This is a genomic window from Streptomyces sp. NPDC044984, from assembly GCF_040646935.1.
GTDB lineage: Bacteria > Actinomycetota > Actinomycetes > Streptomycetales > Streptomycetaceae > Streptomyces.
Window position 1 is genome coordinate 45,140 of record NZ_JBEZBE010000026.1, and the last position, 24,643, is coordinate 69,782.

23 protein-coding genes are annotated in these 24,643 nt (G+C 72.0%); 16 read left to right on the top strand and 7 right to left on the bottom strand.

The annotated features are described in order from the left end of the window. The first annotated feature begins 35 nt into the window (after positions 1-35). The 11 genes from AB0A94_RS26095 to AB0A94_RS26145 all read left to right on the top strand — a co-directional run bounded on the left by AB0A94_RS26095 (position 36) and on the right by AB0A94_RS26145 (position 11,001). Positions 36-329 (top strand): hypothetical protein, encoded by a 294-nt coding sequence (locus tag AB0A94_RS26095; protein ID WP_030835703.1) that lies wholly within the window; start codon positions 36-38, stop codon positions 327-329. 10 nt (positions 330-339) lie between these two features. Beyond that, a complete protein-coding gene (locus AB0A94_RS26100) occupies positions 340-534 on the top strand; it encodes a hypothetical protein (protein ID WP_361748125.1) in 195 nt (64 codons plus the stop codon). Between the two features lie 408 nt (positions 535-942). Continuing rightward, a complete protein-coding gene (gene tatA / locus AB0A94_RS26105; protein ID WP_361748127.1) occupies positions 943-1,227 on the top strand; it encodes a Sec-independent protein translocase subunit TatA in 285 nt (94 codons plus the stop codon). Between the two features lie 47 nt (positions 1,228-1,274). Next, complete coding sequence (gene tatC / locus AB0A94_RS26110) at positions 1,275-2,213, top strand: twin-arginine translocase subunit TatC (RefSeq protein WP_361748129.1); 939 nt, start codon at positions 1,275-1,277, stop codon at positions 2,211-2,213. Positions 2,214-2,244: 31 nt separating this feature from the next. Next, on the top strand, positions 2,245-3,135 hold the full coding sequence (locus AB0A94_RS26115; protein ID WP_361748130.1) for a diacylglycerol kinase: 891 nt from the start codon (positions 2,245-2,247) through the stop codon (positions 3,133-3,135). 40 nt (positions 3,136-3,175) lie between these two features. Next, on the top strand, positions 3,176-6,034 hold the full coding sequence (locus AB0A94_RS26120; protein ID WP_361748132.1) for a DEAD/DEAH box helicase: 2,859 nt from the start codon (positions 3,176-3,178) through the stop codon (positions 6,032-6,034). 415 nt (positions 6,035-6,449) lie between these two features. Beyond that, positions 6,450-8,027: an ATP-binding protein gene (locus AB0A94_RS26125; protein WP_361748134.1), complete on the top strand. Its 1,578-nt coding sequence runs from the start codon at positions 6,450-6,452 to the stop codon at positions 8,025-8,027. Next, positions 8,024-8,431, top strand: a complete 408-nt coding sequence (locus tag AB0A94_RS26130) for a roadblock/LC7 domain-containing protein (protein ID WP_217130283.1) — start codon at positions 8,024-8,026, stop codon at positions 8,429-8,431. The genes AB0A94_RS26125 and AB0A94_RS26130 overlap by 4 nt, the downstream gene beginning before the upstream one ends. After that, positions 8,428-8,838 carry a DUF742 domain-containing protein gene (locus tag AB0A94_RS26135; RefSeq protein WP_361748136.1) on the top strand — a complete coding sequence of 137 codons (411 nt, stop codon included), beginning with the start codon at positions 8,428-8,430 and terminating at the stop codon, positions 8,836-8,838. Before AB0A94_RS26130 ends, AB0A94_RS26135 begins: the two co-directional genes overlap by 4 nt. Then, positions 8,819-9,439 (top strand): ATP/GTP-binding protein, encoded by a 621-nt coding sequence (locus AB0A94_RS26140; protein WP_361748138.1) that lies wholly within the window; start codon positions 8,819-8,821, stop codon positions 9,437-9,439. The genes AB0A94_RS26135 and AB0A94_RS26140 overlap by 20 nt, the downstream gene beginning before the upstream one ends. Before the next feature lie 50 nt (positions 9,440-9,489). Continuing rightward, a complete protein-coding gene (locus AB0A94_RS26145) occupies positions 9,490-11,001 on the top strand; it encodes a cytochrome P450 (protein ID WP_361748140.1) in 1,512 nt (503 codons plus the stop codon). On the opposite strand, the gene AB0A94_RS26150 is transcribed toward AB0A94_RS26145, so the two are convergent. The 4 genes from AB0A94_RS26150 to AB0A94_RS26165 form a co-directional block, all read right to left on the bottom strand. After that, positions 10,995-11,945 carry an RluA family pseudouridine synthase gene (locus AB0A94_RS26150; RefSeq protein WP_361748142.1) on the bottom strand — a complete coding sequence of 317 codons (951 nt, stop codon included), beginning with the start codon at positions 11,943-11,945 and terminating at the stop codon, positions 10,995-10,997. The genes AB0A94_RS26145 and AB0A94_RS26150 overlap by 7 nt on opposite strands. 23 nt (positions 11,946-11,968) lie before the next feature. Continuing rightward, a complete protein-coding gene (locus AB0A94_RS26155; protein WP_361748143.1) occupies positions 11,969-12,238 on the bottom strand; it encodes a hypothetical protein in 270 nt (89 codons plus the stop codon). A 359-nt stretch (positions 12,239-12,597) separates the two neighbouring features. Continuing rightward, on the bottom strand, positions 12,598-13,443 hold the full coding sequence (locus AB0A94_RS26160) for a siderophore-interacting protein (protein WP_361748145.1): 846 nt from the start codon (positions 13,441-13,443) through the stop codon (positions 12,598-12,600). 105 nt (positions 13,444-13,548) lie between these two features. Beyond that, the gene (locus AB0A94_RS26165; RefSeq protein WP_361748256.1) at positions 13,549-14,454 is read right to left on the bottom strand and encodes a 5'-3' exonuclease; all 906 of its coding nucleotides are present in this window, start codon (positions 14,452-14,454) and stop codon (positions 13,549-13,551) included. 253 nt (positions 14,455-14,707) lie between these two features. Here AB0A94_RS26165 and AB0A94_RS26170 point away from each other — a divergent pair, with 253 nt between their 5' ends. The 4 genes from AB0A94_RS26170 (at position 14,708) to AB0A94_RS26185 (ending at position 20,136) form a co-directional block, all read left to right on the top strand. Then, positions 14,708-15,799 (top strand): betaine/proline/choline family ABC transporter ATP-binding protein, encoded by a 1,092-nt coding sequence (locus AB0A94_RS26170; RefSeq protein WP_361748147.1) that lies wholly within the window; start codon positions 14,708-14,710, stop codon positions 15,797-15,799. Continuing rightward, positions 15,792-18,410, top strand: a complete 2,619-nt coding sequence (locus tag AB0A94_RS26175; RefSeq protein WP_361748149.1) for an ABC transporter permease/substrate binding protein — start codon at positions 15,792-15,794, stop codon at positions 18,408-18,410. The genes AB0A94_RS26170 and AB0A94_RS26175 overlap by 8 nt, the downstream gene beginning before the upstream one ends. A 431-nt stretch (positions 18,411-18,841) precedes the next feature. Continuing rightward, positions 18,842-19,411: an XRE family transcriptional regulator gene (locus AB0A94_RS26180; protein WP_217130265.1), complete on the top strand. Its 570-nt coding sequence runs from the start codon at positions 18,842-18,844 to the stop codon at positions 19,409-19,411. Next, positions 19,408-20,136, top strand: a complete 729-nt coding sequence (locus tag AB0A94_RS26185) for a helical backbone metal receptor (RefSeq protein ID WP_361748151.1) — start codon at positions 19,408-19,410, stop codon at positions 20,134-20,136. Before AB0A94_RS26180 ends, AB0A94_RS26185 begins: the two co-directional genes overlap by 4 nt. Here the strand turns inward: AB0A94_RS26185 and AB0A94_RS26190 are convergent. Further along, a complete protein-coding gene (locus AB0A94_RS26190; protein ID WP_361748153.1) occupies positions 20,063-21,229 on the bottom strand; it encodes a TDT family transporter in 1,167 nt (388 codons plus the stop codon). The genes AB0A94_RS26185 and AB0A94_RS26190 overlap by 74 nt on opposite strands. Before the next feature lie 70 nt (positions 21,230-21,299). Here AB0A94_RS26190 and AB0A94_RS26195 point away from each other — a divergent pair, with 70 nt between their 5' ends. Next, positions 21,300-22,241 (top strand): LysR family transcriptional regulator, encoded by a 942-nt coding sequence (locus AB0A94_RS26195; protein WP_361748155.1) that lies wholly within the window; start codon positions 21,300-21,302, stop codon positions 22,239-22,241. Positions 22,242-22,285: 44 nt separating this feature from the next. Here AB0A94_RS26195 and AB0A94_RS26200 read toward each other — a convergent pair whose 3' ends face one another. After that, positions 22,286-23,056 carry a gamma-glutamyl-gamma-aminobutyrate hydrolase family protein gene (locus AB0A94_RS26200; RefSeq protein WP_361748157.1) on the bottom strand — a complete coding sequence of 257 codons (771 nt, stop codon included), beginning with the start codon at positions 23,054-23,056 and terminating at the stop codon, positions 22,286-22,288. Positions 23,057-23,077: 21 nt separating this feature from the next. Then, a complete protein-coding gene (gene eat, locus AB0A94_RS26205) occupies positions 23,078-24,523 on the bottom strand; it encodes an ethanolamine permease (protein ID WP_361748160.1) in 1,446 nt (481 codons plus the stop codon). Between the last annotated feature and the right edge of the window lie 120 nt (positions 24,524-24,643).

A 24,643-nucleotide genomic window follows, 5' to 3' on the forward strand; every position in this document is an offset into this window, starting at 1 on the left:
CCGCACGGACAGGACGACAGGCAGGAGCGAGTGCTTTGAGCGAGTCGGCGACGTCCGGTGCGCGGACCATGACGGCGGCGTCCGCGTTCGCGGGAATGAGGAGCGTGGCCCCGGTGATGTTCCGGGCGGGCTGCCCGGACTGCCGGGAGCGCTTCGAGCTCGCCGCGAGCGCGCTGCGTCTGGCCATCGGCGCCAGCAGCCGCACCACCTTCTACTCCTTCACCTGCCCCGAGTGCGGGGCGGCCGTCCGCAAGCCGGCGGGGGAGCGGATCGTGGAGCTGCTGACCGGCGGCGGGGTCCGGACGCTGCGGCTGCACTCGACCGTCTAGGCTCACCCTCATGTTCTGGCCGATGTTCGCGGTTGCCGTGGGGTTCCTGGGTCTGCTGGTGCTCGGGGTGCTCGCCGTCCGGGTCTTCGTCGAGGCGGAGCGGCTCGGGAGGCAGGTCACGGACTCGGCGCGGCGGATCAGCCGGGCGGCGGAGGACCTGGAGCGGGCGGCGGCGAGTACGGCGCGGTCCGCCGAGGCGCTCTGAACGGTCCGGGCACGGCGCCCCCCGGCAAGCCGGGGACGGTGTGCGCAGTCCGGCGTGTGCGGAGTGCCTCCCTCCCCATGAGCGGGAGGTACCCCCCTCGCCCACCCGTGTCTTCCCGGGGACACCTCCCAGGACCTCAAGGCGCTGGAGGAGGCACGACTGCCCGCGGGAGCGGCACGCGGTGCTGCCCGTGGGTGCTTCGCCCTGTCACCCCGTGGGCCACGGCAGGTACGCTGCTGATCGCGGCCCGGAGAACGAGGCCCGGACCGCGGACGGGAGTACGCACGGGGATTGCCTCACGTTCACCCCTGAGCGTTACGATCGCTGACAGCACGGTCGTTCGGGCGCATGTCCGACCGGTCGGACAGCAGCCCACCCCCAGCAGCCTCGGTGAGAAGGTAAAGACTTATGTTCGGAAGGCTCGGAGCCCCCGAGATCATTCTCATCCTCGTCGTCATCATCCTGCTGTTCGGCGCGAAGAAGCTTCCGGACATGGCGCGGTCGCTCGGCAAGTCCGCCCGCATCCTCAAGAGCGAGGCCAAGGCGATGAAGGAGGACAAGTCCTCCGCCCCGGCCGACCCGCCGGCCACCGGCGACCAGCAGCCTCCGGCGCAGCGCACCATCCAGGCCGCCCCCGGCGACGTGACCAGCTCCCGCCCGGTCACGGAGCCGACGGACACGACCAAGCGCTGACGCAGGGCCGGTGAACTCCGGCCCGCCGCACGAGATGGGAACGTGGGTTGCTCAAGTCTGCCCGCAAGCAGGAGAAGGATCCCGAGGGGCGGATGCCCCTCGCGGAGCACCTTCGTGAGCTCCGCAACCGGCTCGCGAAGGCGCTGCTGGCCATCGTCCTGGTGACGGTCGCCGCGGCCTTCTTCTACAACGACATCATCAACTTCTTCACCGAGCCGGTCTTCAAGTCGGTCGGGTGCGAGAAGTCCTTCGCGGAGCTCGCCCGCTCGGACAGCACGGAGCCGTGCGCGCAGATCACGATCAACGGTCTGCTCACGCCGTTCACGCTGGCGCTGAAGGTCTCCCTGATGGCCGGCATCGTACTGGCCTCGCCGGTCTGGCTGTACCAGCTGTGGGCCTTCGTCGCCCCGGGTCTGCACCGGCACGAGAGGAAGTACGCCTACGCGTTCGTCGCGACGGGCTTCCCGCTCTTCCTCGCCGGCGCCTACTTCGCGTACGCGGTGCTGCCGACCACCGCCGAGGTGCTCATCACGTTCACGCCGTTCGGCGTCGACAACCTGCTGCCGCTGGACGACCTGCTCGACCTCGTCACGCGCATGGTGGTCGTCTTCGGCCTCTCCTTCGAGCTGCCGCTGCTGCTGGTGATGCTCAACTTCACCGGTGCCATCACGGGCAGGCGGATGCTCGGCTGGTGGCGCGGCATGATCATGGGCATCACGCTGTTCGCGGCCCTCGCCACGCCGAGCACCGACCCGCTGACCATGATGGCGCTCGCCGGACCGATCTGGATCCTGTACTTCGGCGCGGTCGCCGTGTCCCTGCTCAACGACCGCCGCAGGCGCCGTCTCGAGGCCATGGGCCCCGCCGACGACGAGGCGTCCGAGCTGGATCTCACCCCCGAGTCCATCGATCCGGTGGAACCCGTGGCCGCCCTGCCCGAGCAGACGACCAAGGACCGGGTCAACGGTTATGACGACGTGACCTGAAGACCGGGCCGCAACTCGTAGGGTCACTCCCGTGACCAGCGAGATCACCCTCTTCGTCAACCCCACCGCGGGCCGCGGCCGGGGCGCCCGCGCGGCGCGGCCGGCCGCTTCCGCGTTGCGGGACGCCGGTTTCTCGGTGCGGACCGTGCTCGGCGACGACCCGCGGGACGCCCTGGCCCGGGCACGTGCCGCCGTCGAGGAGGGCACCGGAGCCCTGATCGCCGTCGGCGGCGACGGCATGGCGAACCTCGCCCTGCAGGCCGTCGTCGGCACCGGCACCCCCTTCGGCCTGGTCGCCGCGGGAACCGGCAACGACTTCGCCCGCGCGCTCGGCATGCCCCTGCGGGAACCGGCCGCGGCCGGCCGGATGATCGCCGACGCCCTCAAGTGCGGCCGGGTCCGCGACATCGACCTCGGCCGGGTCGGCGACCGCTGGTTCGGCGCCGTGCTCGCCTCCGGCTTCGACTCCCGGGTCAACGACCGCGGCAACCGGGTGCGGCTGCCCCTCGGACGCTTCAAGTACGACCTGGCGATCGTCGCCGAGCTGGCCGCCTTCCGGCCGCTGCCGTACCGGATCACCCTCGACGGCGGCGAGGTCCGCGAGGTCGAGGCGACGCTGGTGGCCGTCGGGAACGGGCCGTCGTACGGCGGTGGCATGCGGATATGCCCCGGAGCGGATCTCACCGACGGGCTGTTCGACATCACGGTGGTCGGCGAGTGCAGCCGGGCCACCCTGCTGCGGGTGTTCCCGAGGGTGTACCGGGGGACGCACGTCGGCCACCCCGCGATCACCGTGCTGCGGGCGGCGAGCGTGGAGCTGGCCGCCGAGCAGGTCACCGGCTACGCGGACGGGGAGCCGGTGGGGCCGCTGCCGCTGACCGCGCGGTGCGTGCCGGGCGCCCTGCGGGTCGTGGGACCCTGATCCGGGCGGCTTCCGCCGCCCACCGGGACGGTTCCGGATAATGATCGTCCTGTTGTCGGTGCGGCCCGGTACGCTCGAAAGCACGATGACAGAGGACCTCTCACCGGCCGAGCGGTACGCGGCAGCACGCAGGCGCGCTGCCGAGCAGGCCACCGCGCTCGCCTCCTTCCGCGAGATGTACGACTTCGGCCTCGACCCCTTCCAGATCGAGGCCTGCCAGGCGCTCGAGGCGGGGAAGGGCGTGCTGGTCGCCGCGCCCACCGGCTCCGGCAAGACGATCGTCGGCGAGTTCGCCGTCCACCTCGCCCTCCAGCAGGGCAAGAAGTGCTTCTACACGACACCCATCAAGGCGCTGTCGAACCAGAAGTACGCCGACCTGTGCCGCCGCTACGGCACGGCGAAGGTGGGCCTGCTCACCGGCGACAACAGCGTCAACTCCGACGCCCCGGTGGTCGTGATGACCACCGAGGTGCTGCGGAACATGCTGTACGCCGGGTCGCAGACCCTGCTCGGCCTCGGCTACGTGGTGATGGACGAGGTGCACTACCTCTCGGACCGCTTCCGCGGTGCCGTCTGGGAGGAAGTGATCATCCATCTCCCCGAGTCCGTGACCCTGGTGTCACTGTCGGCGACGGTGTCGAACGCGGAGGAGTTCGGCGACTGGCTGGACACCGTCCGCGGTGACACCCAGGTGATCGTCTCCGAGCACCGGCCCGTGCCGCTGTTCCAGCACGTGCTCGCGGGACGCCGGATATACGACCTGTTCGAGGAGGGGGAGGGCCGCAAGAGGGCCGTCAACCCGGACCTCACGCGCATGGCGCGCCTGGAGGCGAGCCGCCCCTCCTGGGGCGACCGCAAGCGCGGACGGGACAACATGCGCGAGGCCGACCGGGAGCGGGAGCGCCGGCAGCGCTCGCGCGTGTGGACGCCGAGCCGGCCCGAGGTCATCGAGCGGCTGGACGCCGAGGGCCTGCTGCCCGCCATCACCTTCATCTTCAGCCGCGCCGCCTGCGAGGCCGCCGTCCAGCAGTGCCTGTACGCGGGGCTCCGGCTCAACGACGAGGAGGCGCGGGCCCAGGTCCGTTCCCTGGTCGAGGAGCGCACCGCCTCCATCCCGGCCGAGGACCTGCACGTCCTGGGCTACTACGAGTGGCTGGAGGGCCTGGAACGCGGCATCGCGGCCCACCACGCGGGCATGCTGCCGACGTTCAAGGAGGTCGTCGAGGAGCTGTTCGTGCGCGGCCTGGTGAAGGCCGTGTTCGCGACCGAGACCCTCGCGCTCGGCATCAACATGCCCGCCCGCTCGGTGGTCCTGGAGAAGCTCGTCAAGTGGAACGGCGAGCAGCACGCCGACATCACCCCCGGCGAGTACACCCAGCTGACCGGCCGGGCCGGCCGGCGCGGCATCGACGTCGAGGGGCACGCGGTCGTGCTGTGGCAGCGCGCCATGAACCCCGAGCACCTGGCGGGGCTGGCCGGCACGCGCACGTATCCGCTGCGGTCCAGCTTCAAGCCGTCGTACAACATGGCGGTCAACCTGGTCGAGCAGTTCGGCCGGCACCGCTCGCGCGAGCTCCTCGAGACGTCGTTCGCGCAGTTCCAGGCGGACAAGTCGGTCGTCGGCATCTCCCGGCAGGTGCAGCGCAACGAGGAGGGCCTGGAGGGCTACAAGGACTCCATGACCTGCCACCTCGGCGACTTCGAGGAGTACGCGCGGCTGCGCCGCGAGCTGAAGGACCGGGAGAACGAGCTGGCCCGGCAGGGCGCGTCCCAGCGGCGCGCGGAGGCCGCCGTCGCGCTGGAGAAGCTGAAGCCCGGTGACGTCATCCACGTACCCACCGGCAAGTACGCGGGCCTGGCGCTGGTGCTCGACCCGGGGCTGCCCGCGGGACGTTCCAACGGCCACCGGGGCTTCGACCAGTACGACGGTCCGCGCCCGCTGGTGCTGACCGCGGAGCGGCAGGTGAAGCGGCTGGCGTCGATCGACTTCCCGGTGCCGGTCGAGGCGCTGGAGCGGATGCGGATCCCGAAGTCCTTCAACCCGCGTTCCCCGCAGTCGCGCCGGGACCTCGCCTCCGCCCTGCGCACCAAGGCCGGGCACATCACGCCGGAGCGGCACCGCAAGAGGCGGTCCGAGGCGGTCGACGACCGGGAGATCGCGCGGCTGCGCAAGGCGCTGCGGGCGCATCCGTGCCACGGCTGCCAGGACCGTGAGGACCACGCCCGCTGGGCCGAGCGCTACCACCGGCTGCTGCGCGACACCTCGCAGCTGGAGCGCCGTATCGAGGGCCGGACGAACACCATCGCCCGCACCTTCGACCGGATCGTCGGGCTGCTGACCGAGATGGACTATCTGCGCGGCGACGAGGTCACCGAACACGGCAAGCGGCTGGCCCGGCTGTACGGCGAACTCGACCTGCTGGCCAGCGAATGCCTGCGCGAGGGCGTCTGGGAGGGGCTGGCTCCAGCCGAACTCGCCGCGTGCGTGTCGGCGTTGGTGTACGAGGCCCGGGCCGCCGACGACGCGATGGCGCCCAAGCTGCCCTCGGGCCGGGCGAAGGCGGCGCTCGGCGAGATGGTCCGCATCTGGGGCCGGCTGGACGCCCTGGAGGAGGACTTCCGGATCAGCCAGACCGAGGGCGTGGGCCAGCGCGAGCCCGACCTCGGCTTCGCCTGGGCCGCCCACATGTGGGCCTCGGGCAAGGGCCTGGACGAGGTGCTGCGCGAGGCGGAGATGCCGGCCGGCGACTTCGTGCGCTGGTGCAAGCAGGTCATCGACGTGCTGGGGCAGATCTCGGCAGCGGCGCCGTCCGCCGAGGGCTCGACGGTCGCCAGGAACGCCCGCAAGGCGGTCGACGGACTGCTGCGCGGCGTGGTCGCCTACTCGTCCGTGGGCTGAACCGCCCGGCCCTGAGCCCCCGGAGAAGCCCGGTGCGCCCCGTGCGCGCCGGGCTTCTGCCTTCCGTGCGCTCTCATCGGAGGCGTCACCGCCCGGTTTCATGGGCAGGATCACGGAGCCCGGGACCTTCCTCACCCGTGACGGTGAGTGGTTCTCGCACGCCCGATCGTGGTGACGCACTGTGTTCGAACAGTCGCACGGTGTGTAAACGACCTCAGCGTACTCCTGTCCCAGGGGCCATTTCCGGCACTTGCCGAATATGACATCGCGATGATCCGGTCGGACTAAGCTCGCCCGCAGCGCACCGGGTTGAGATGAATTCGTGCGCTTGTTCCCCTATGTGCACGTTTCCCGACCGTCAGTCGATTCGTTTCAGAAGGCTCACATGGCGAGTGTCCAACTTCCTTACACACGCGTGCTGTTGTTGCCGGCCATAGTGATGGCCGCGGCGACCGGGGCCGCCGTCGCCCTGGTGGCGGAGCCCGCCCGGATCGCCGTCGGCGTGTGCGGCGCCGTCGCGACCCTGCTGGTGACCGCCGCCGCGACCGAGGCGGTGCGCCGCGGCCGTGTGCTGCGGGAGGCGCAGGCCGAACACGACCGTCACCGTGCGTACCTGGAGTCCCGGATCGCCGCCCATGACACGGAGACGCAGTACTTCACCAACCAGGTCATCCCCGCGACCCTCGACTACCTGCACAGCGGCAACGACCCCGAGGAGGTGATCCGCGGCCTGCCCCGGCTCAACCCGGCCTGGCGCGACCTGCCGAAGTACCAGATCGACCTGCTCAGGACGATGCTGAAGATCATCGACGACGAGGAGAACCTGCGCGACTCCTCCCAGCGCTCCTTCGTCAGCATCGCCCGCCGCGTCCAGGCGATCGTCCACCAGCAGGCCAAGGAGCTCCGGGAGATGGAGGAGGACCACGGCCGCAACCCCGAGGTCTTCGACGACCTGCTGCGCATCGACCACGGCACCGCGCTGATCGGCCGCCTCGCCGACTCCATCTCCGTTCTCGGCGGCGGCCGTCCCGGACGCCAGTGGCCCAAGCCCGTCGCCCTCTACAGCGTGCTGCGCGGCGCCATGTCCCGCATCCTCGAGTACCGCCGCATCGACCTGAAGTCGATCGCCAAGATCAACATCAAGGGCATCTACGTCGAACCGGTCATCCACGCCGCCGCCGAACTCCTCGACAACGCCACCCGCTACTCGCCGCCGACCAGCAAGGTCAGCGTCACCGCCACCGAGGTGCAGACCGGTGTCGCCATCGAGATCGAGGACGCCGGAGTCAGCCTCGACGAGCAGGCCCGGGCCCGTATCGAGGGGATGCTCGAGCAGGCCCAGCGGGGCGTCGACCTCCAGGAGATCGGGGCCAACCCGCGCCTCGGCCTCGCCGTCGTCGGCCGGCTCTGCACCGCGTTCAACATGCAGGTCTCGCTGCGCGCCTCCGCCTACGGCGGGGTGCGCGCCGTCCTCGTCGTACCGAGCGAGATGATCACCGACGAGCCCGGTGTGGGCCTCGCCCACGGCATCGGGGCGACCGCCGTGCCCCGCCCGGTCGACGCCCTCCCGGGCCCCGAGCGCACACCCAAGAAGCGCCGCCCCACCAGCCCCCGCATCCCCGACACGGTCCTCATGGAGGACGACGTCCCCGAGGTCACCGAGTGGACCGCGGGCGGCCTGCCGCAGCGCCGCAGCCGGGTGAAGACCCCGCTGGCCCAGCGGTACGCCGAGCAGGCCGCGGCCGAACGGGCCGAGCGGGAGGCCAGGGAACGGGGCGAGGAGTACCACGACATCTGGGCCACTCCCGAACCCGAGAAGAAGCGGAACGACCGCGAACCCGGGCTGTGGGTCGACGCCTTCTGGGAGGGCATGAAGAAGGGCCTCGACCCGGGCGTCCACCCCACCGACTTCACCCGCAACCCCACCGCCTACCTGCATCTCATCAACGAACCGGCCCGCACCGAGGCCGATGACGAGGGGGACCTCAAGTGATCCAGCAACGAGCCAACTTCGACTGGATGCTCAAGGAGCTCGCCGACGGCGTACCCGGCGTCGAGATGATCGTGGTGCTCTCCGCCGACGGTCTGCGCATCGCCCGCTACGGCGGTGAACCGGACGCCGCCGACCGGGTCGCCGCCGCCTGCGCGGGCGTGCAGAGCCTCGCCGGGGCCGTCGCCCAAGAACTCCCGTACGGAAACGGCGAGATGAAGATGGTGCTCATCGAGATCGACGAGGGCTACTTCTACCTGATGGCGGCCGGAGCCAACGCCTATCTCGCGGTGCTCTCCGACATGACCTGCGAACCCGGCCGCATGGGCGGCATGATGCGCGACCTCGTCGTCCGCATCGGCGCCCATCTGACCAGTCCGCCCCGACGGAACGGGCAGCCCGTATGACTCCTCCGCAACGCCAGAGGCGCTCCCCCCAGGACGGCCCCTCTCCGCAGCCGGCCGGACCGGCCAAGAAGGAGGGTGAGGGCGGCAACCCCGAGCGGCTGTACGTCGTCGCGGGCCCGGACGGCGAACGGGCGGACATCGACCTCGTGACGCTGATCGTGGCCCGCTCCCCGGACCCCCCGCCCTCCGCCACCCCCGAGCAGGCGGCGCTGCTCCGGCTCTGCGTCGCACCCCTGTCCGTGGCCGAACTGTCGGCCTACCTCAGCCTGCCGTTCAGCGTGGTGACCGTGCTGCTCACCGAGATGCTGACGGCGGAACTGGTCCAGGCGCGCTCGTCCATCGTCCGCAAGGCGCTCCCCGACCGTTCCCTTCTCGAAGCGGTGATGCATGGACTTCAAAGGCTCTGAGACCATCCCGGGACCCCGGGCCGAGGATCAGCTGCCGCACACGGCACAGGCCGCGGTGAAAATCGTCATCGTCGGCGGATTCGGCGTCGGCAAGACGACCATGGTCGGCTCGGTCAGCGAGATCAAACCGCTGACCACCGAGGAGACCATGACCCAGGCCGGCATCGGGGTCGACGACAACTTCGGTTCCGCGTCCAAGACGGCCACCACCGTCGCCATGGACTTCGGCCGCATCAAGATCACGGACCAGCTGGTGCTGTACCTCTTCGGCACCCCGGGCCAGGAACGCTTCTGGTTCCTGTGGAACGGGCTGTTCGAGGGGGCGCTCGGCGCGGTCGTACTCGTCGACACCCGTCGCCTCGAGGTCAGCTTCGACGTCATGGGGCGACTGGAGGAGCGCGGCGTGCCGTTCGTCGTCGCGGTCAACTCATTCCCCGACGGCCCGCGTTACCCCATCGAGGACCTGCGGTCCGCCCTCGACCTGTCCGAGCAGATCCCCATCCTGGAGTGCGATGTGCGGCGCCGCGCCTCCAGCCGCGACGTCCTGATGACCCTGATGCGGTTCCTGCACTCCCTCGCCATGACGGGTTCGCTCACCTGAACCCGGACCCCTCCCCGCCCACACCCCGCTTTCCCCTCGGAGCGACCACTGTGACGCCTGAACCGAACTCCCTGACGGGAGACTCCCCGACCGGCACGGACGCGTCCCGGCCCGGCCCGCCCCCCGGCTGCCCCGCGCACGGCCTGGGCCCCGGCGGGCTGAGCCGGCTGCACGAGTCGGAGGACCTGAGGAAGCTGTACGAGACCCTGCGCGCCGAACACGGCCCGGTGGCACCGGTGCTCATCCACGACGACCTGCCGATGTGGGTGGTCCTCGGCCACGCCGAGAGCCAGCAACTGGTCCGCACCCCCGCGCAGTACTGCAAGGACAGCCGCATCTGGTCCCCGCTCACGGCCGGCCTGGTCAAGCCCGACCACCCGCTGATGCCGCACATCGCCTGGCAGCCGATGTGCGCGCACGCCGAGGGCGACGAGCACAAGCGGCTGCGCGGCGCCATCGACGCCGCCGTGGCGGCCACCGACTTCCGCGGGCTGCGCCGGCACGTCAACCGCAGCGTCCAGCGCGTCGTCAACCGGTTCTGCGAGGCGGGCGAGGCCGAGCTGGTCGGCCAGTACGCCGAGCACCTGCCGATGGCCGTGATGTGCCACGTCCTCGGCATGCCCGACGAGTACAACGACCGGATGGTCGAGGCCGCCCGTGACATGATCCGGGGCACCGAGACCGCGATCGCCAGCAACGCCTACGTCATGGGGGCCCTGGAGCGCCTCACCGCCCGCCGCCGTGCCGAGCCGCTGAACGACTTCACCGGCCACCTCATCGCCCACCCGGCCGGGCTGACCGACGACGAGGTCAGCCAGCACCTCAGAGTGGTGCTGATCGCCGCCTACGAGGCCACCGCCAACCTCCTGGCCAACGTGCTGCGCCAGGTGCTGATCGACCCGCGCTTCCGCTCCCAGCTCAACGGCGGCCAGATGACCGTGCCCCAGGCGGTGGAGCAACTGCTCTGGGACGAGCCGCCGTTCAGCACCATCTTCGCCTACTTCGCCAAACAGGACACGGAGCTCGGCGGCCAGCGCATCCGCAAGGGCGACGGCCTGCTGTTCGCGCCCGCGCCGGCCAACGTCGATCCACGCGTGCGCCCCGACCCGACCGCCGACATGCAGGGCAACCGCTCGCACCTCGCCTTCGGCGGCGGCCCGCACGAGTGCCCCGGTCAGGACATCGGCCGCACCATCGCCGAAGTCGGTGTCGACGCCCTGCTCATGCGGCTGCCCGACGTGGAGCTCAGCATCGACGAGGAGGAGTTGTCCTTCACCGAGTCCATCGCCTCACGCCACCTCGTGGAACTGCCCGTCCACTTCACGCCCCGGCCGCAGCAGGACGTGACGCAGCGGCCCAGCCACGAGAACGACGCGCCCCCGCAGCAGGACTGGCACATCGGCCACGCCCGGCCGGGGACCGGGCCGGCCGCCACGGCCCCGGTGCCGCCCGAGCCGCACGTCGAGCCGCCCGTGCCGGCGCCGCCGCCCCCGCCGGTGACGGAACCCGCCCCGCCGCGGAACGCGTGGCAGCGCTTCCTGCGCTGGTGGCGCGGCTACTGACCGGCCGCCCAGTCCTCGTACGAGGACCAGGCCGCGAGCACCCGGCCACTGGTGAACCGGTGTTCCACCCCCGTCACCGGGTCGGTGAACTCAAGGGCCCGCGCGAGCAGCTGCAGCGGACGCCGGAAGTCACCGGCCGGGACGGGGCCGGTCACCTCGGGGTACAGCGGATCGCCGAGGATCGGCACGCCCAGGGCGGCCATGTGCACCCGCAACTGATGGGTCTGCCCGGTGCCGGGTACCAGCCGGTACCGGCCGAGGCCGTCCGGGCGGTGGGCGGCGAGCTCCACACGCGTCAGCGCGTTGGGCTCGCCCTCGACCTCCCGGGCGGTGAGCACCCCGCGCTCCTTCACGATCCGGCTGCGCACGGTCCTGGGCAGCTCCAGCCGCGGATCGTGGGGCGCGACGGCCTCGTACTCCTTGCGCACGCGCCGGTCGCGGAACAGCGTCTGGTACGCGCCGCGCTCCTCGGGTCGCACCGTGAACAGCACCAGGCCCGCGGTGAGCCGGTCGAGGCGGTGCGCGGCGCCGAGTTCCGGGACGCCCAGCTCGCGGCGGAGCCGGGCGAGCGCGGTCTGGGTGACGTGGCCGCCGCGCGGGGTGGTGGCCAGGAAGTGGGGCTTGTCGACGACGACGATGTGCTCGTCCCGGTGGACGACCTCCAGCGGGAACGGCACCGGCACCTCGGCGGGCGGCTCCCGGTGGAACCACACGCACATGCCGGGTGCGTACGGTGTGTCCGCCGGTACGGCCCGCCCGTCCGCCCCGACGATCAGCCCCGCGGCGAACATCCCGTCCACGACCCCGGGGCCGGCCGAGAGCCGCTGCACCAGATGCTCCCGCACCGTGGCCCACCGGGTATCGGCGGGCAGTCGCACCCGCACCGGGTCCACACCGTCGCGCTGCGGCAGGGGAGGGGGCGGAATCGGCCGTCTGCGTCTCACACCGGGCAAGCGTACGGGGCCGCTCAGTCGTGGTCCCCGGTCGCCCGCTTCAGCTCCGCCTCGATCTCGTGGAGCGGTCTGCCCTCGGCCCGGGCGTACTCGGTCACCGCGAGGCGGACGTCACGGGCGAGGTCGCGCCAGGCCCGCCAGGCGGTCTCCCAGGTGCTGGTCTGGTGCCCGCTCCACTTGGTCCGGTTGGGCGGGCCGTAGGCGTCCCGCAGTCGCTGGACCAGGGCGTGCGCCTCGTCCGCCGCGCGCTGCTTGGCCACGAGTTCGTCGAAGGTGTGTGCCACGCGCCCGGATCCTGCGGCAGGGGTCCGCTCTCATGGGCTCGCCACGCCGCCGTGCCCGGGGGGACGGGGTGTGGTTCCCCCGTTCGGCGGATGTGTGGGGCGTCGGGGTGGGGCGGGGGTGGGTTCGCGGGGTCGGCGTTGGCGGGGTGCCGCCGTGTTGGTGCGGGCCGGTGTTTGGTGGGTGCGCCGTGTTGGTGCGGGCCGGGGGGTGTTCGCGCGGCCCGGCGCTTGCGGGGTGCCGTCGCGCCCACCCGTGCCGCCCCAGCGGCACGACTGCCCGCGGGAGCGCGGGAGCGGCGGGCGGTAGCCGCTGACGGTGCGGCCCCGGCCCGCCTGCCGCAGGCGTTGCCGCGAGCTCGTCAGGCGGAGGTGTTCGTGGTTTCCTGTTCGGCCTCGATGCGGGCGTTCCACTCGCGCTTGGAAGCCTGCCAGCCGTCCTCGTTGTGGCCGAGCCGCCAGTAACCGGAGATCGACAGGTCCTCGCGCGGGATGCCGCGCTCGACCCGCAGCAGCCGACGCAGCTCCTTCACGAAGTGGGCCTCACCGTGCACGAAGGCGTGCACCCGGCCCTCCGGGAAGTCGAGATCCCGGACGGCCTCCACCAGGGCCTCGCCGACGGGCCGGCCGCCGCGGTGCAGCCAGCGGACCTCCACATCGGAGTCGATCTTCTGCTCCTCGTCGGGGCCGGAGATCTCCACGAAGGCGAACGCCCTGGCACCGTGCGGCAGAGCCTCCAGCGAGCGGGCGATCGCGGGCAGCGCGCTCTCGTCGCCGACGAGCAGGTGCCAGTCGGCCGCCGGGTCGGGCGCGTAGGCGCCGCCGGGACCCATGAACCGGACGACCTCGCCCGGCCGGACGTTCGCCGCCCAGGGACCCGCCAGGCCCTCGTCGCCGTGGACCACGAAGTCCAGGGTCAGCTCACGGTGCTCGGCGTCCCACTGCCGCACCGTGTACGTCCGGGTCACCGGCCACTGCTCGCGCGGGAACTCCTCGCGGATGCGCTGGAGGTCGAAGGGCTCCGGATACGCCGCCCCCGCGGCCGGGAACAGCAGCTTGACGTAGTGATCGGTGCAGGTGTCCGCCGAGAAATCGGAGAGCCCCTCACCACCGAGCACCACGCGCTGCATGTGCGGGGTCAGCCGCTCGGTGCGGACGACCTCGGCGGTGTGCGGCGCGCGCGGGGCGCGTACCGGTCGCTCTGCCATGAGGAGCCTCCCAGCTGTCACAGTTAGGGTTACCTAAGTTAGCACCTCGATCCCGGTCGACACCTCGTCGGCGGAGACTCCGTCCGGTTCAGTGATGTGTGCGGCTCACGCCGAGAGGGTCGTCAGCAGGCGCTGCAGCGAGCCGCCCAGGCCCCATCGGGCGGCCAGGGACTCCGCCCCGGCCGGGTCGCGCGGCCCGCGCGGCAGCGCCGTGTCGACGTCCGGGAGCGGGACGTCGTCCGCGACCCGGACGACCTTGGGGGCGACCGCGAGATACGGCCGCGCCTCGTCCAGACGCTTGCGCTGCGACGGCGTGAGCCTGGCCTGCCGGTCGTCCACGGCCGCCAGGATCCCGGCCAGGTCGCCGAACTCGGCCAGCAGCTTGGCCGCCGTCTTCTCCCCGATGCCCGGCACGCCCGGCAGACCGTCGCTCGGATCGCCGCGCAGCAGTGCCAGATCCGCGTACCCTCCGCCGTCCACCCCATACTTCTCGCGCAGCGCGGCCTCGTCGGTGATCTGGAGCGTGCCGACGCCCTTCAGCGGATACAGCACGCGCACCCCGCGCGCGTCGTCCACCAGCTGGTACAGATCGCGATCGCCGGTGACGATGTCGACCGGCCCGTCGGCGCGGGCGGTGAACGTGCCGATCACGTCGTCCGCCTCGTACCCGGCGACCCCCACCCGCGCGATGCCCACCGCGTCGAGCACGCTCTCGATGACCGGTACCTGCGGGGACAGCGTGTCCGGCACCTCCTCCTCGTCCGGGCCCGCCGCGCGCTCCTCGGCGACGCGGTGCGCCTTGTAGGAGGGGATCAGCTCCACCCGCCACTTCGGGCGCCAGTCGGCGTCCATGCAGGCCACCAGGTGGTCCGGCCGGTGGTCCTTCACCAGGCGGTCGATGAAGTCGAGCAGTCCGCGCACGGCGTTCACCGGCGTGCCGTCCGGGGCCCTGACGGACTCCGGGACGCCGAAGTAGGCACGGAAGTACAGGGAGGCGGTGTCGAGAAGCATCAGTCGTCCGGTCACGTCCCGCATCATGCCGCACACCGCTGACAGCGCTCCGCAGAAGCGCGCGAGTGCGTGATGCGCGATGAGTTGCGTCCTGCGCCACCTGTGTGAGGCACCACACCAAAACGTTTGTCCTGTGCAAAACCGGGGAGGCGCGGCCCCGGAGCGATGCCGGTTACAGATTCAACTGTCGTGGGCCGTGTGAGCCGTCCGCCGGGCATCGCTCCTGCCATTGCCGTCGAGACAAGAGGTACGCGTGTCATCCAGGCTTGAGGCCGAGCATCTGTTCAAGGTGTTCGGCAGACGACCGGACCAGGCGGTCGAACGACTGCGCCAGAAGGAGACCGACCGGGAGGAACTGCGCGCCGACGGCACCACCGCCGCCGTCATCGACGCCTCGTTCACGGTGGAGCCGGGCGAGATCTTCGTGGTCATGGGCCTGTCGGGCTCCGGCAAGTCCACCCTGCTGCGGATGCTGAACGGCCTGCTGGAGCCCACCGCAGGACACGTGCGCTTCGACGGCCAGGACCTGACCGCGCTGCCCGACCGGGAGCTGCGCCAGGTCCGGTCCAAGAAGATCAGCATGGTCTTCCAGCACTTCGCGCTGTTCCCGCACCGCAGCGTCCGTGACAACGCCGCCTACGGTCTTGAAGTGCAGGGCGTGCCCCGCGCCGAGCGCGAACGCCGCGCCGACGAGGCGCTCGCCCTGTGCGGCCTGGCCGGCTGGGAGAAGTCGTGGCCGGACGAGCTGTCGGGCGGCATGCAGCAGCGCGTGGGGCTCGCCCGCGCGCTCGCCACCGACGCCGACCTGCTGCTGATGGACGAGTCCTTCAGCGCCCTCGACCCGCTGATCCGCCGCGACATGCAGGACCAGCTGCTCGAACTGCAGAAGACCCTGAAGAAGACGATCGTCTTCATCACCCACGACCTCAACGAGGCCATGCGCCTGGGCGACCGGATCGCGGTGATGCGCGACGGCCGCATCGTGCAGATCGGCACCGCGCAAGACATCCTGATCCGCCCCGCCAACGACTACGTCGCCTCCTTCACCCAGGACGTCGACCGCTCCCGCGTACTCACCGCCGGCGCCGTGATGGAGCGCGAGGTCCGCGGCGACGAGGCCGACTGCGGCTGCGAGACCGCGACGCCCGACACGCCGTTCACCGACCTGTGCGCGATCAGCGCCCGCGTCCCGCACCCCGTGGCGGTGCTCGACCAGGAGGACGCGCTCGTCGGGGTCGTGCCCCGGCAGCGCCTCGTCGGCTTCCTCGGCGACGAGGAGGCCGATCCCGGCGTCTGCGACACCCCGCGCGACAAGGGCGGCGAGAAGGTGATGGCCCGTGCCTAGGATTCCGCTCGGCGACTGGGTCAACAGCGCCGTCGACTGGCTGCTCGCCAACGTCACCTGGCTGTTCGACTTCTTCAAGATCGTCTTCACCGGCGCCTACGACGGCGTCAACGCCGTCCTCCAGGCCCCCGAACCGCTGATCCTCTGCGGCATCTTCGCGGTGATCGCCTTCTGGCTGCGCGGCACCTTCGCCGGTGTCCTCACCTTCGCCGGCTTCGCCTTCCTGGACTCCCTCGAACTGTGGGAGGACTCGATGGTGACGCTGTCGCTGGTCATCGTCGCCACGGTGATCGCGCTGGTCATATCGGTGCCGGTGGGCATCTGGGCGGCCCGCTCCGACCGGGTCAGCGCCGTGGTCCGGCCGGTCCTGGACTTCATGCAGACGCTGCCCGCGATGATCTACCTCATCCCGGCGATCCTGTTCTTCGGGACCGGCTCCGCCCCGGGCATCGTCGCCACCCTGATCTTCGCGCTCGCCCCGGGCGTGCGCATGACCGAGCTGGGCATCCGCCAGGTCGACAAGGAGCTGGTCGAGGCGGCCGAGGCGTTCGGCACCACGCCCCGCAACACCCTGCTGCGCGTGCAGCTGCCGCTGGCACTGCCCACGGTGATGGCGGGCGTGAACCAGGTCATCATGCTGGGCCTGTCCATGGCCGCGATCGCCGGCATGGTCGGCACCGGCGGACTCGGCGGCGCGGTCATCGAGGCCATCGGGCAGCTCAACATCGGTCTTGGCGCCGAGTCCGGCATCGCCATCGTCATCCTGGCGATCTACCTGGACCGCATGACCAGCGCCCTGGGCACCCAGGTCTCCCCGCTCGGCCGCCGCGCCGCCGCCAAGGCGCGCGCCGCGCAGGGGCTGAGGATCTGGTCCTACCGGCCCCGCCCGCAGGTCGCCGTGGTCGGTGTGGTCGTCCTCGCCCTGGTCGCGGGCGGCATGGGGATCTTCGGCGGCAGCGGCGGAGGCTCCGGGAGCACCGCCGGCGGCGAGAAGGTCGGCGACGGCAAGAAGATCACCATCGGTTACATCCCCTGGGACGAGGGCGTCGCCTCCACCTTCCTGTGGAAGGAGATCCTGGAGCGGCGCGGTTTCGAGGTCGAGGCCGAGCAGTTCGAGGCCGGCCCGCTCTACACCGCCCTCGCGCAGGGCAACGTCGACTTCCAGACGGACGCCTGGCTGCCCACCACCCACGAGGCGTACTGGAAGAAGTACGGCAAGCGGCTCGACGACCTCGGCTCCTGGTACGGCGAGACGTCGCTGGAGCTGACCGTCCCGGCGTACATGGAGGACGTCGACAGCCTGGAGGACCTCAAGGGCAAGGCGTCCGTCTTCGGCGGGGAGATCACCGGCATCGAGTCCAGCGCCGGAATGATGGGCCTGCTGAAGAGCAAGGTCCTCAAGGAGTACGGCCTGGACCAGGAGTACGAGGTCGTCGACAGCTCCACGCCGGCGATGCTGGCCGAGCTCAAGCGGGCCTACGGCAAGAAGGAACCGGTCGTCGTCACCCTCTGGTCGCCGCACTGGGCGTACAGCGACTACGACCTGAAGAAGCTGGAGGACCCCAAGGGCAGCTGGGGCAAGGGCGACGGCGTGCACACGGTGTCGCGCAAGGGCTTCGCCGACGACAACCCGCTCGTCGGGAAGTGGCTGAAGGACTTCTCGATGACCGAGGAGGAACTCACCGGCCTGGAAGCCGAGATCAACAAGGCCGGCAAGGGCGGGCAGCAGGACGCCGTCCGGACCTGGCTGAAGGCCAACCCGGGCGTCGTCGACGAGCTGGCCCCGGTCGCGTCCGGCTCCGGCGCCACCCCGGCCGAGGCGAAGCGCCCGCTGGACGTGGCCTGGTTCCCCTGGGAGGAGGACGTCGCCGTCACCTACCTGTGGAAGAACGTCCTCGAGCGGCGCGGCTACCGGCTGAACCTCAAGCAGATGGACGTCGGCCCGGTCTACACCGGCCTCGCCTCCGGCGACCTCGACCTCAACTTCGACGCCTGGCTGCCGTACGCGCAGAAGAACTACTGGGACAAGAACAAGGACAAGCTCACCGACCTGGGCACCTGGTACGAACCCACCTCGCTGGAGATCGCCGTCCCCTCCTACGTCAAGGACGTCGAGTCCCTGGCGGACCTCAAGGGCAAGGCCGACCTCTTCGACGGGCGGATCATCGGCATCGAGCCCGGTACCGGGGAGATGCAGCTGCTCAAGAACGAGGTCATGCCCGGCTACGGCCTGGAGGACGAGTACGAGGTCGTCGACGGCTCCACGCCGGCGATGCTGGCCGAGCTCAAGCGCGCCCTCGCCGAGAAGGAGCCCATCGCGGTCACCCTGTGGTCACCGCACTGGGCGTACAGCGACTACGAGCTGACCAAGCTGAAGGACCCCAAGAAGGCCTTCGGCGAGGGCAACACGATCCGCACCATCGCCAGCGAGAAGTTCCCGGAGCAGTATCCGCAGCTCACCGAGTGGATCAAGGGCTTCCGGATGAGCGAGGACGAGCTCGGCACCCTGGAGGCCGAGATCAAGGACCGCGGCCAGGGCCACGAGGAGGAGGCCGTCGCCGCCTGGCTGGAGGAGCACCCGGACATGGTGGAGCGGATGACCCCGCGGTAACCGCCGTACCGGCCGCCCCCGAGGGGCGGGCCCGGACCCGCACCTGACGGCGCGGCCGGGCCCGCCCCTCCGGCATGTCCGGAGCGTCCCTCGGGCACGTCCGGAGCCGGGCGGGAGCACGGTAGGAATCCGGACAACCACGCAGCGCGATGTTCTCCCCGAACCTCCTCGAACCTCCCCCGTGACCTTCCGCCGGGTGAGGGGAACAATGGCGGGAACACCCTTTGTCGCGCACGCGGGAGGAACGAGGGGCCCGTGGGGCGACTGGCGCGAACTGGCGGGTCGGCGCCGGTCGTGTGTGACGGCGACGTGGCAGGCGCCTGAAACGGTTTGCCGAACATGCGTAGGGTGCAGACAACTCACGAAAAGGAGTGCGCCGGACCGGCGGTGCGCGGGGCGCGGGACGATCGGCGGAGGAGGGAGCCGGAGCGATGGGCGACCACAAGGAACAGCCCCTGCGGGTGGGCGCGGCCGTGCGGCGGCGACGCCGCGCGCTGGACCTCACCCTCGCCGTCGTGGCCGAGCGCAGCGGCCTGTCGGTCCCGTTCCTCAGCCAGATCGAGAACGAGAGGGCGCGTCCCAGCCAGAGCTCCCTGGAGAAGGTCGCCGACGCCCTGCGCACCACCGCCGTGGAGCTCCTCGCCGCCGCCGACCCGGCGTGCAGCGTGGACGTCGTCCGCGCCGAGGGCGCCGAGCCGTGGGCGGAACCGCAGGTGCGCTCCCTGGTGCGCGGCCACCACCAGATGCACGCCTCCGAATTCACCGGCGACCATGACGCCGGCCGTGAACTCCAGTTCCGCAACGACCAGTTGATGTACGTGGCGGACGGCGCCGTGGAGATCGAGGCGGAGGGCCGCGCGTACCGTCTCGGCCGCGGCGACACCCTGTACCTCACCGGAGGCGTCCGGCACCGCTGGCGGGCCACGGTCCCGGAGACACGGCTGCTGGTCGTCGCCGTCGCCGACCACATCGAGGCGCTGCGGGACAAGCCGCGCCGATGAGTCCCGTCAGGGTCGTCTCCCTCGTCCCGTCGCTGACGGAGGCCGTGGCGCTCTCCGCCCCCGGCTCCCTGGCCGGCGCCACCGACTGGTGCACGCGTCCGGCCGGGCTGGACGTCGTACGCGTCGGCGGCACCAAGAACCCGAAGGTGGACCGGATCGTCGCGCTCGGCCCCGAGCTGGTGGTCGCCAACGAGGAGGAGAACCGCGGGAGCGACCTGGCGGCCCTGCGCGCGGCGGGCCTCGACGTCCTGGTGACCGAGGTGCGGACGCTGCCCCAGGCCTTCCACGAGCTGGACCGGGTGCTCACGGCGTGCGGGGTGCCCGCCCGCCCCCGCTGGCTGGACGAGGCCGAGGCCGCCTGGGCGGCCCTGCCCCCGCCCGCGGAGCGCCGGACGGCGGTCGTGCCCGTCTGGCGGCGGCCCTGGACGGTGCTGGGCCGGGACACCTTCGCGGGCGACCTGCTCTCCCGCCTCGGCGTCGACCACCTGTACGCGCACCACCCGGAGCGCTATCCGCGCGTCCCGCTCGACGCGCTGCGCGCGGCGGACCCGGACCTCGTCGTGCTCCCCGACGAGCCCTACCGCTTCACCGCCGACGACGGCCCGGAGGCCTTCCCCGGGCTGCCCTGCGCACTCGTCGACGGCCGGCACCTCACCTGGTACGGTCCGTCGCTGGCCGGGGCCCCGGAGGTGCTGGGGCGGGCCCTGCGGGCAGCGCGCCGCTGAACAGGCCGCGCGCCGTGTGCCGGGCGGCGACGGCCCAGGCCCCCGCCAGCAGGGCGTACAGGGCGAACGCCAGCGCGTCGTAGACGACCAGCCCGGTGTGCGCGGCGAGGGCACCGGCACCGGTGACGCAGGTGCCCACCGGGAAGGTGAACGACCACCACGTCATCGCGAAGCGCATCCCCTGCCGCCGTGCCCGGAGGACATGGGCGGAGGCGAGGCAGAGCCACAGCAGAGCGAAGCCCATGACGGGCACCCCGTACAGGACGGCGAACACCTCGAACCCCTCGTCGTACGGCGCCGGCACCACCCCCGGCGCCACGTCCGCGAAGGCGCCGGCCGCGGTCGTGGACTGGCCGAGCGGTCCGAGCACCAGGAACAGCGTCGGGGTGAGCGCGAGGGGCGGCGGACCGCCGGTGAGCAGCCGGCCGAAGACCAGCGGCAGCGTGATCAGGGTCGCCAGCAGGCTGAGCCCGAACATCGCGAAGCAGGCCAGCAGCAGGGTCGCGCGGGGCTGGCCCGCCGGGAGGTACGGCACCAGGAGGGGGCCGAGCGCGGCGGACACCATGGGCGCGACCAGCGGCAGCAGCCAGGCGGGCGTCGCCTCCCGCGCCGTCACCCGGTGGTGTACGGCCATGAGGTACGGGACGGCCACGGCGGCGGCCAGCCCGACGGCCGTGCCGGCGGTGAACAGCACGGCGTCGAGGACGACGGCCGCGCGCAGCCCGATCCAGTCCCGTCCGAGTGTCAGGGCGCCGCCGCCGACGGCCAGCAGGGCCATGGAGAGGCAGCCGTAGAAGGGGGCCACGGCGGGATCGAGGAGGTGGGCGCGGGCCCGGTCGCGGTGGCGGGCCCAGTGCAGGGCGCGGGCGGCGAGCAGCACCGTCAGGAGGACGAGGGACAGCGCCCAGACGGCGGTGAGGGCGGGGCGCCAGCCGGACGCGTGCACGGGGAGCGCGGCGCCCGCTCCGGCGACGACGGCGGTGCCCATGACGCAGGCGTACCAGTTGGGTCCGAGGTGACGGAGGGCGTCGGCACGCGGGGGCCGTGCGGTGGCACGGGGGAGGGGTGGCAGGGGCCGGGTTGCGGTGACCATGGTCATACGGTCGGACCGGCGGGGCGCCGCCACCAGGGAGCCCCCCTCTATGGCGGCATAAGCTGGGCTTATGAGCAGAACGGACGACCACGACCATCCCGGGCACCGCTCCGCGAGCCCGGGGGCCCTGGCCCACCGAGTGCCGGACCTCGGGGCGCTGGAGCTGCTGCTGGCGGTGGCGCGGCTGGGGAGTCTGGGCGGGGCGGCGCGGGAGCTGGGCATCACCCAGCCCGCCGCCAGCAGCCGGATCCGGTCGATGGAACGGCAGCTCGGCGTGGCCCTGGTGGACCGGTCGCCGCGCGGGTCACGGCTGACGGACGCGGGGGCGCTGGTCACCGACTGGGCGCGGCGGATCGTGGAGGCGGCGGAGGCCTTCGACGTGGGCGCGCAGGCGCTGCGGGACCGCAGGGACTCGCGGCTGCGGGTGGCGGCGAGCATGACGATCGCCGAGTACCTGCTGCCGGGCTGGCTGCTCGCGCTGCGCGCGGACCGGCCGGACACGGCGGTGTCGCTGCTGGCCGGGAACTCGGCGGCGGTGGCGGAGCGGTTGCTGTCGGGGGAGGCGGACGTGGGGTTCGTGGAAGGGCTCACGGTGCCGGGCGGACTGGACTCGGTGGTGATCGCCCACGACCGGCTGATCGTGGTGGCCGCGCCGTCGCACGCGTGGGCCCGTCGGCGGCGGCCGCTCGCGGCGGAGGAGCTGGCGAGTACGCCGTTGATCCTGCGGGAGAAGGGGTCCGGGACGCGGCAGGTGCTGGACGCCGCGCTGGGCGGGTTGGCCCGGCCGTTGATCGAGTTGTCCTCGACCACGGCGGTGAAGGCGGCGGCGGTGGGCGGGGCGGGGCCGGCGGTGTTGAGCGAGCTCGCGGTGGGGGAGGAGCTGGCGATGCGGCGGCTGGTGCGGATTCCGGTGAACGGGATCGCCCTTGCTCGTGATTTGCGTGCGGTGTGGCCGACGGGGCACCGGCCGACCGGGCCGGCGCGGGATCTGTTGTCGTTGACGCGGGGGTGAGCCTTGTTGTGGCTGGGCGGGGGTGGGGTTGCGCAGCCCGGCGCTTACAAGGTGCCTCCCCCACTCTCGGCTTCGCTCGAGCGGGGGGACCCCCACCGCCCACCCGCGCCGCCCCAGCGGCACGACTGCCCGCGGATTGCGGAGGCGATCAGCGCACGCATGACGCGTACGTCCTCGCCCATCTCCGGGTGCCACTGGACGCCCAGGACCCACGCGGGTCCCGGGAGTTCGACGGCTTCCACCGTGCCGTCCTCCGCGTGGGCCGAGGGGGTCAGGTCCTTGCCCAGGCGGTCCACCGACTGGTGGTGGTAGGTCGGTACGGAGGTCTGTTCCGGGGCGATGCCGGCGTAGAGCGTGCCCGGGACCGGCTTGACCGGGTGGTGGCCGAAGACGCCCGGGGCCGGTGCGTGGCCGTCGATGTGCTGGACCAGGGTGCCGCCCAGGGCGACGTTCAGCAGCTGCATGCCCCGGCAGATCCCCAGCAGCGGGATCCCGCGGTCCAGGGCCGCCTCGATCAGGGCGAGTTCCCAGGCGTCCCTGGCCCGGGCGGGCGGCCCGGTGCGCGGATCGGGCTCGGCGCCGTAGTGGACGGGTTCCACGTCCGGGCCGCCCGCGACGACCAGGCCGTCGAGCCGGGCCACGGTCGCCGCCGCCCGCTCCGGCGCGTCCGGCGGGAGCATCGCGGCCAGTCCGCCCGCCCGCTGCACCAGCCGCGGATAGCCGGCCGGCAGCAGCGCGGCGTCCAGCCGCCACACCCCCCAGCGCACACCGGACTCCGCGTACGTGCTGATGCCGATGAGTGGCCTGGCCGTCATGCCGATCACCTTTCCCGTGCCTCAGTCCCGTGACAACTCCGCCTCGGCCGCCGCCAGCGCCGCGAATTCCTCCTCCGGCGCCTTCGCCACCAGGTGCTTGCGGCTGTACAGCCCGAAGTACGCCACCGCCACGATGTACACCGCCAGCGCGATGAACGCCGCCGTCACGTCCACCAGGAACGTCGCCACCAGCGCCGCGCAGGCCAGCACCAGCGCCACCGACGAGGTGAGCACCCCGCCCGGCGTGCGGTACGGCCGCGGCAGCTCCGGCTCCCGGCGGCGCAGCACGATGTGCGACAGGGACATCAGCGCGTACGAGATCGTCGCGCCGAACACGGCGATGTTCAGCATGCGGGCGCCGTCGCCCGACCCGGCGGCCAGCGCGAAGCCGATCGCGCCGGGCACCAGCAGACCGAGGTACGGCGCCCTGCGGCTGCTGGTGAGGGAGAGGAACCTCGGCAGGTAGCCCGCGCGGGACAGCGCGAACAGCTGGCGTGAACCGGCGTAGATCAGCGAGAAGAACGAGGCGACCAGTCCCGCGAGGCCCGCGTAGTTCACGACCCGGCTCAGCGCCGTCGCCTCGCCGTCCGGCTGGAGAGCCTCCACCAGCGGGTTGCCCGCGTCCTGGACCGCGGCCGAGCCCCGTGCCCCGGCCGCCGCGAAGAAGGTCACCACGGCCAGCACCACCAGGATGCCCATGGACCAGCGGATCGCCCTCGGCAGCGTACGGGCCGGTTCCCTGGTCTCCTCGGCGGCCAGCGGTACGCCCTCCACGCCCAGGAAGAACCACATGCCGAACGGGAACGCCGCCCAGATGCCCAGCAGCCCCATCGGCAGCCAGGAGTTCGCACCGAACGCGGAGGAATCCACCGGGATGTCGTCCAGCGAGGAGGCGTCGAACCCGGGCAGCGCACCGAGCGCGAACACCACCAGCGCCGCCACCGCGATGCCCGTCACGACGAAGCTGAAGCGCAGCGCCTCGCCCACGCCCCACAGGTGGATGCCGATGAAGACCACGAAGCAGGCCAGGTACACCGGCCAGCCGGACTCCAGCCCGAACAGGCCCAGCGACTCGACGTAGTCCCCGATGAAGATGGAGATCGCGGCGGGCGCGAGGACGTACTCGATGAGGATCGCGGTCCCGGTGAGGAAACCGCCCCACGGTCCGAGCGCCCGGCGGGCGAAGCCGTAGCCGCCACCGGCCGTGGGCAGGATCGAGGACAGCTCGGCGAGGGCGAAGACCATGCAGGTGTACATGGCTCCCATCAGCACCATGGCGATCGCCAGGCCGCCGAAGCCGCCCTCGGCCAGGCCGAAGTTCCAGCCCGAGTAGTCCCCGGACACGACGTAGGCGACGCCGAGGCCGGTCAGCAGCAGCCAGCCGGCGCTGCCGCGGCGCAGCCTCCTGCGTTCGAGGTAGTCGTCCGCCTCACCGGCGGACTCATGGGAAGCGGACGGAAGGCTCACGAGGCGACTCCCCAAGGGGCGGCGACGGAGGGGGCAATGGAACGGATCCAGACCTTTGTGGGCCCATACCCTCGCGGCGTGAACGGCGTCAGCGCAAGCCCTCTGCGTCGATCCCCGGTA

Bases quoted from the DNA above. Each gene is read 5' to 3' on its own strand.
- AB0A94_RS26100 (WP_361748125.1), top strand. From the start codon at position 340: ATGTTCTGGCCGATGTTCGCGGTTGCCGTGGGGTTCCTGGGTCTGCTG.
- tatA (WP_361748127.1), top strand. From the start codon at position 943: ATGTTCGGAAGGCTCGGAGCCCCCGAGATCATTCTCATCCTCGTCGTC.
- AB0A94_RS26120 (WP_361748132.1), top strand. From the start codon at position 3,176: ATGATCGTCCTGTTGTCGGTGCGGCCCGGTACGCTCGAAAGCACGATG.
- AB0A94_RS26135 (WP_361748136.1), top strand. From the start codon at position 8,428: ATGACTCCTCCGCAACGCCAGAGGCGCTCCCCCCAGGACGGCCCCTCT.
- AB0A94_RS26140 (WP_361748138.1), top strand. From the start codon at position 8,819: ATGGACTTCAAAGGCTCTGAGACCATCCCGGGACCCCGGGCCGAGGAT.
- AB0A94_RS26160 (WP_361748145.1), bottom strand. From the start codon at position 13,443: ATGGCAGAGCGACCGGTACGCGCCCCGCGCGCGCCGCACACCGCCGAG.
- AB0A94_RS26165 (WP_361748256.1), bottom strand. From the start codon at position 14,454: ATGCTTCTCGACACCGCCTCCCTGTACTTCCGTGCCTACTTCGGCGTC.
- AB0A94_RS26180 (WP_217130265.1), top strand. From the start codon at position 18,842: ATGGGCGACCACAAGGAACAGCCCCTGCGGGTGGGCGCGGCCGTGCGG.
- AB0A94_RS26185 (WP_361748151.1), top strand. From the start codon at position 19,408: ATGAGTCCCGTCAGGGTCGTCTCCCTCGTCCCGTCGCTGACGGAGGCC.
- AB0A94_RS26190 (WP_361748153.1), bottom strand. From the start codon at position 21,229: ATGGTCACCGCAACCCGGCCCCTGCCACCCCTCCCCCGTGCCACCGCA.
- AB0A94_RS26195 (WP_361748155.1), top strand. From the start codon at position 21,300: ATGAGCAGAACGGACGACCACGACCATCCCGGGCACCGCTCCGCGAGC.
- AB0A94_RS26200 (WP_361748157.1), bottom strand. From the start codon at position 23,056: ATGACGGCCAGGCCACTCATCGGCATCAGCACGTACGCGGAGTCCGGT.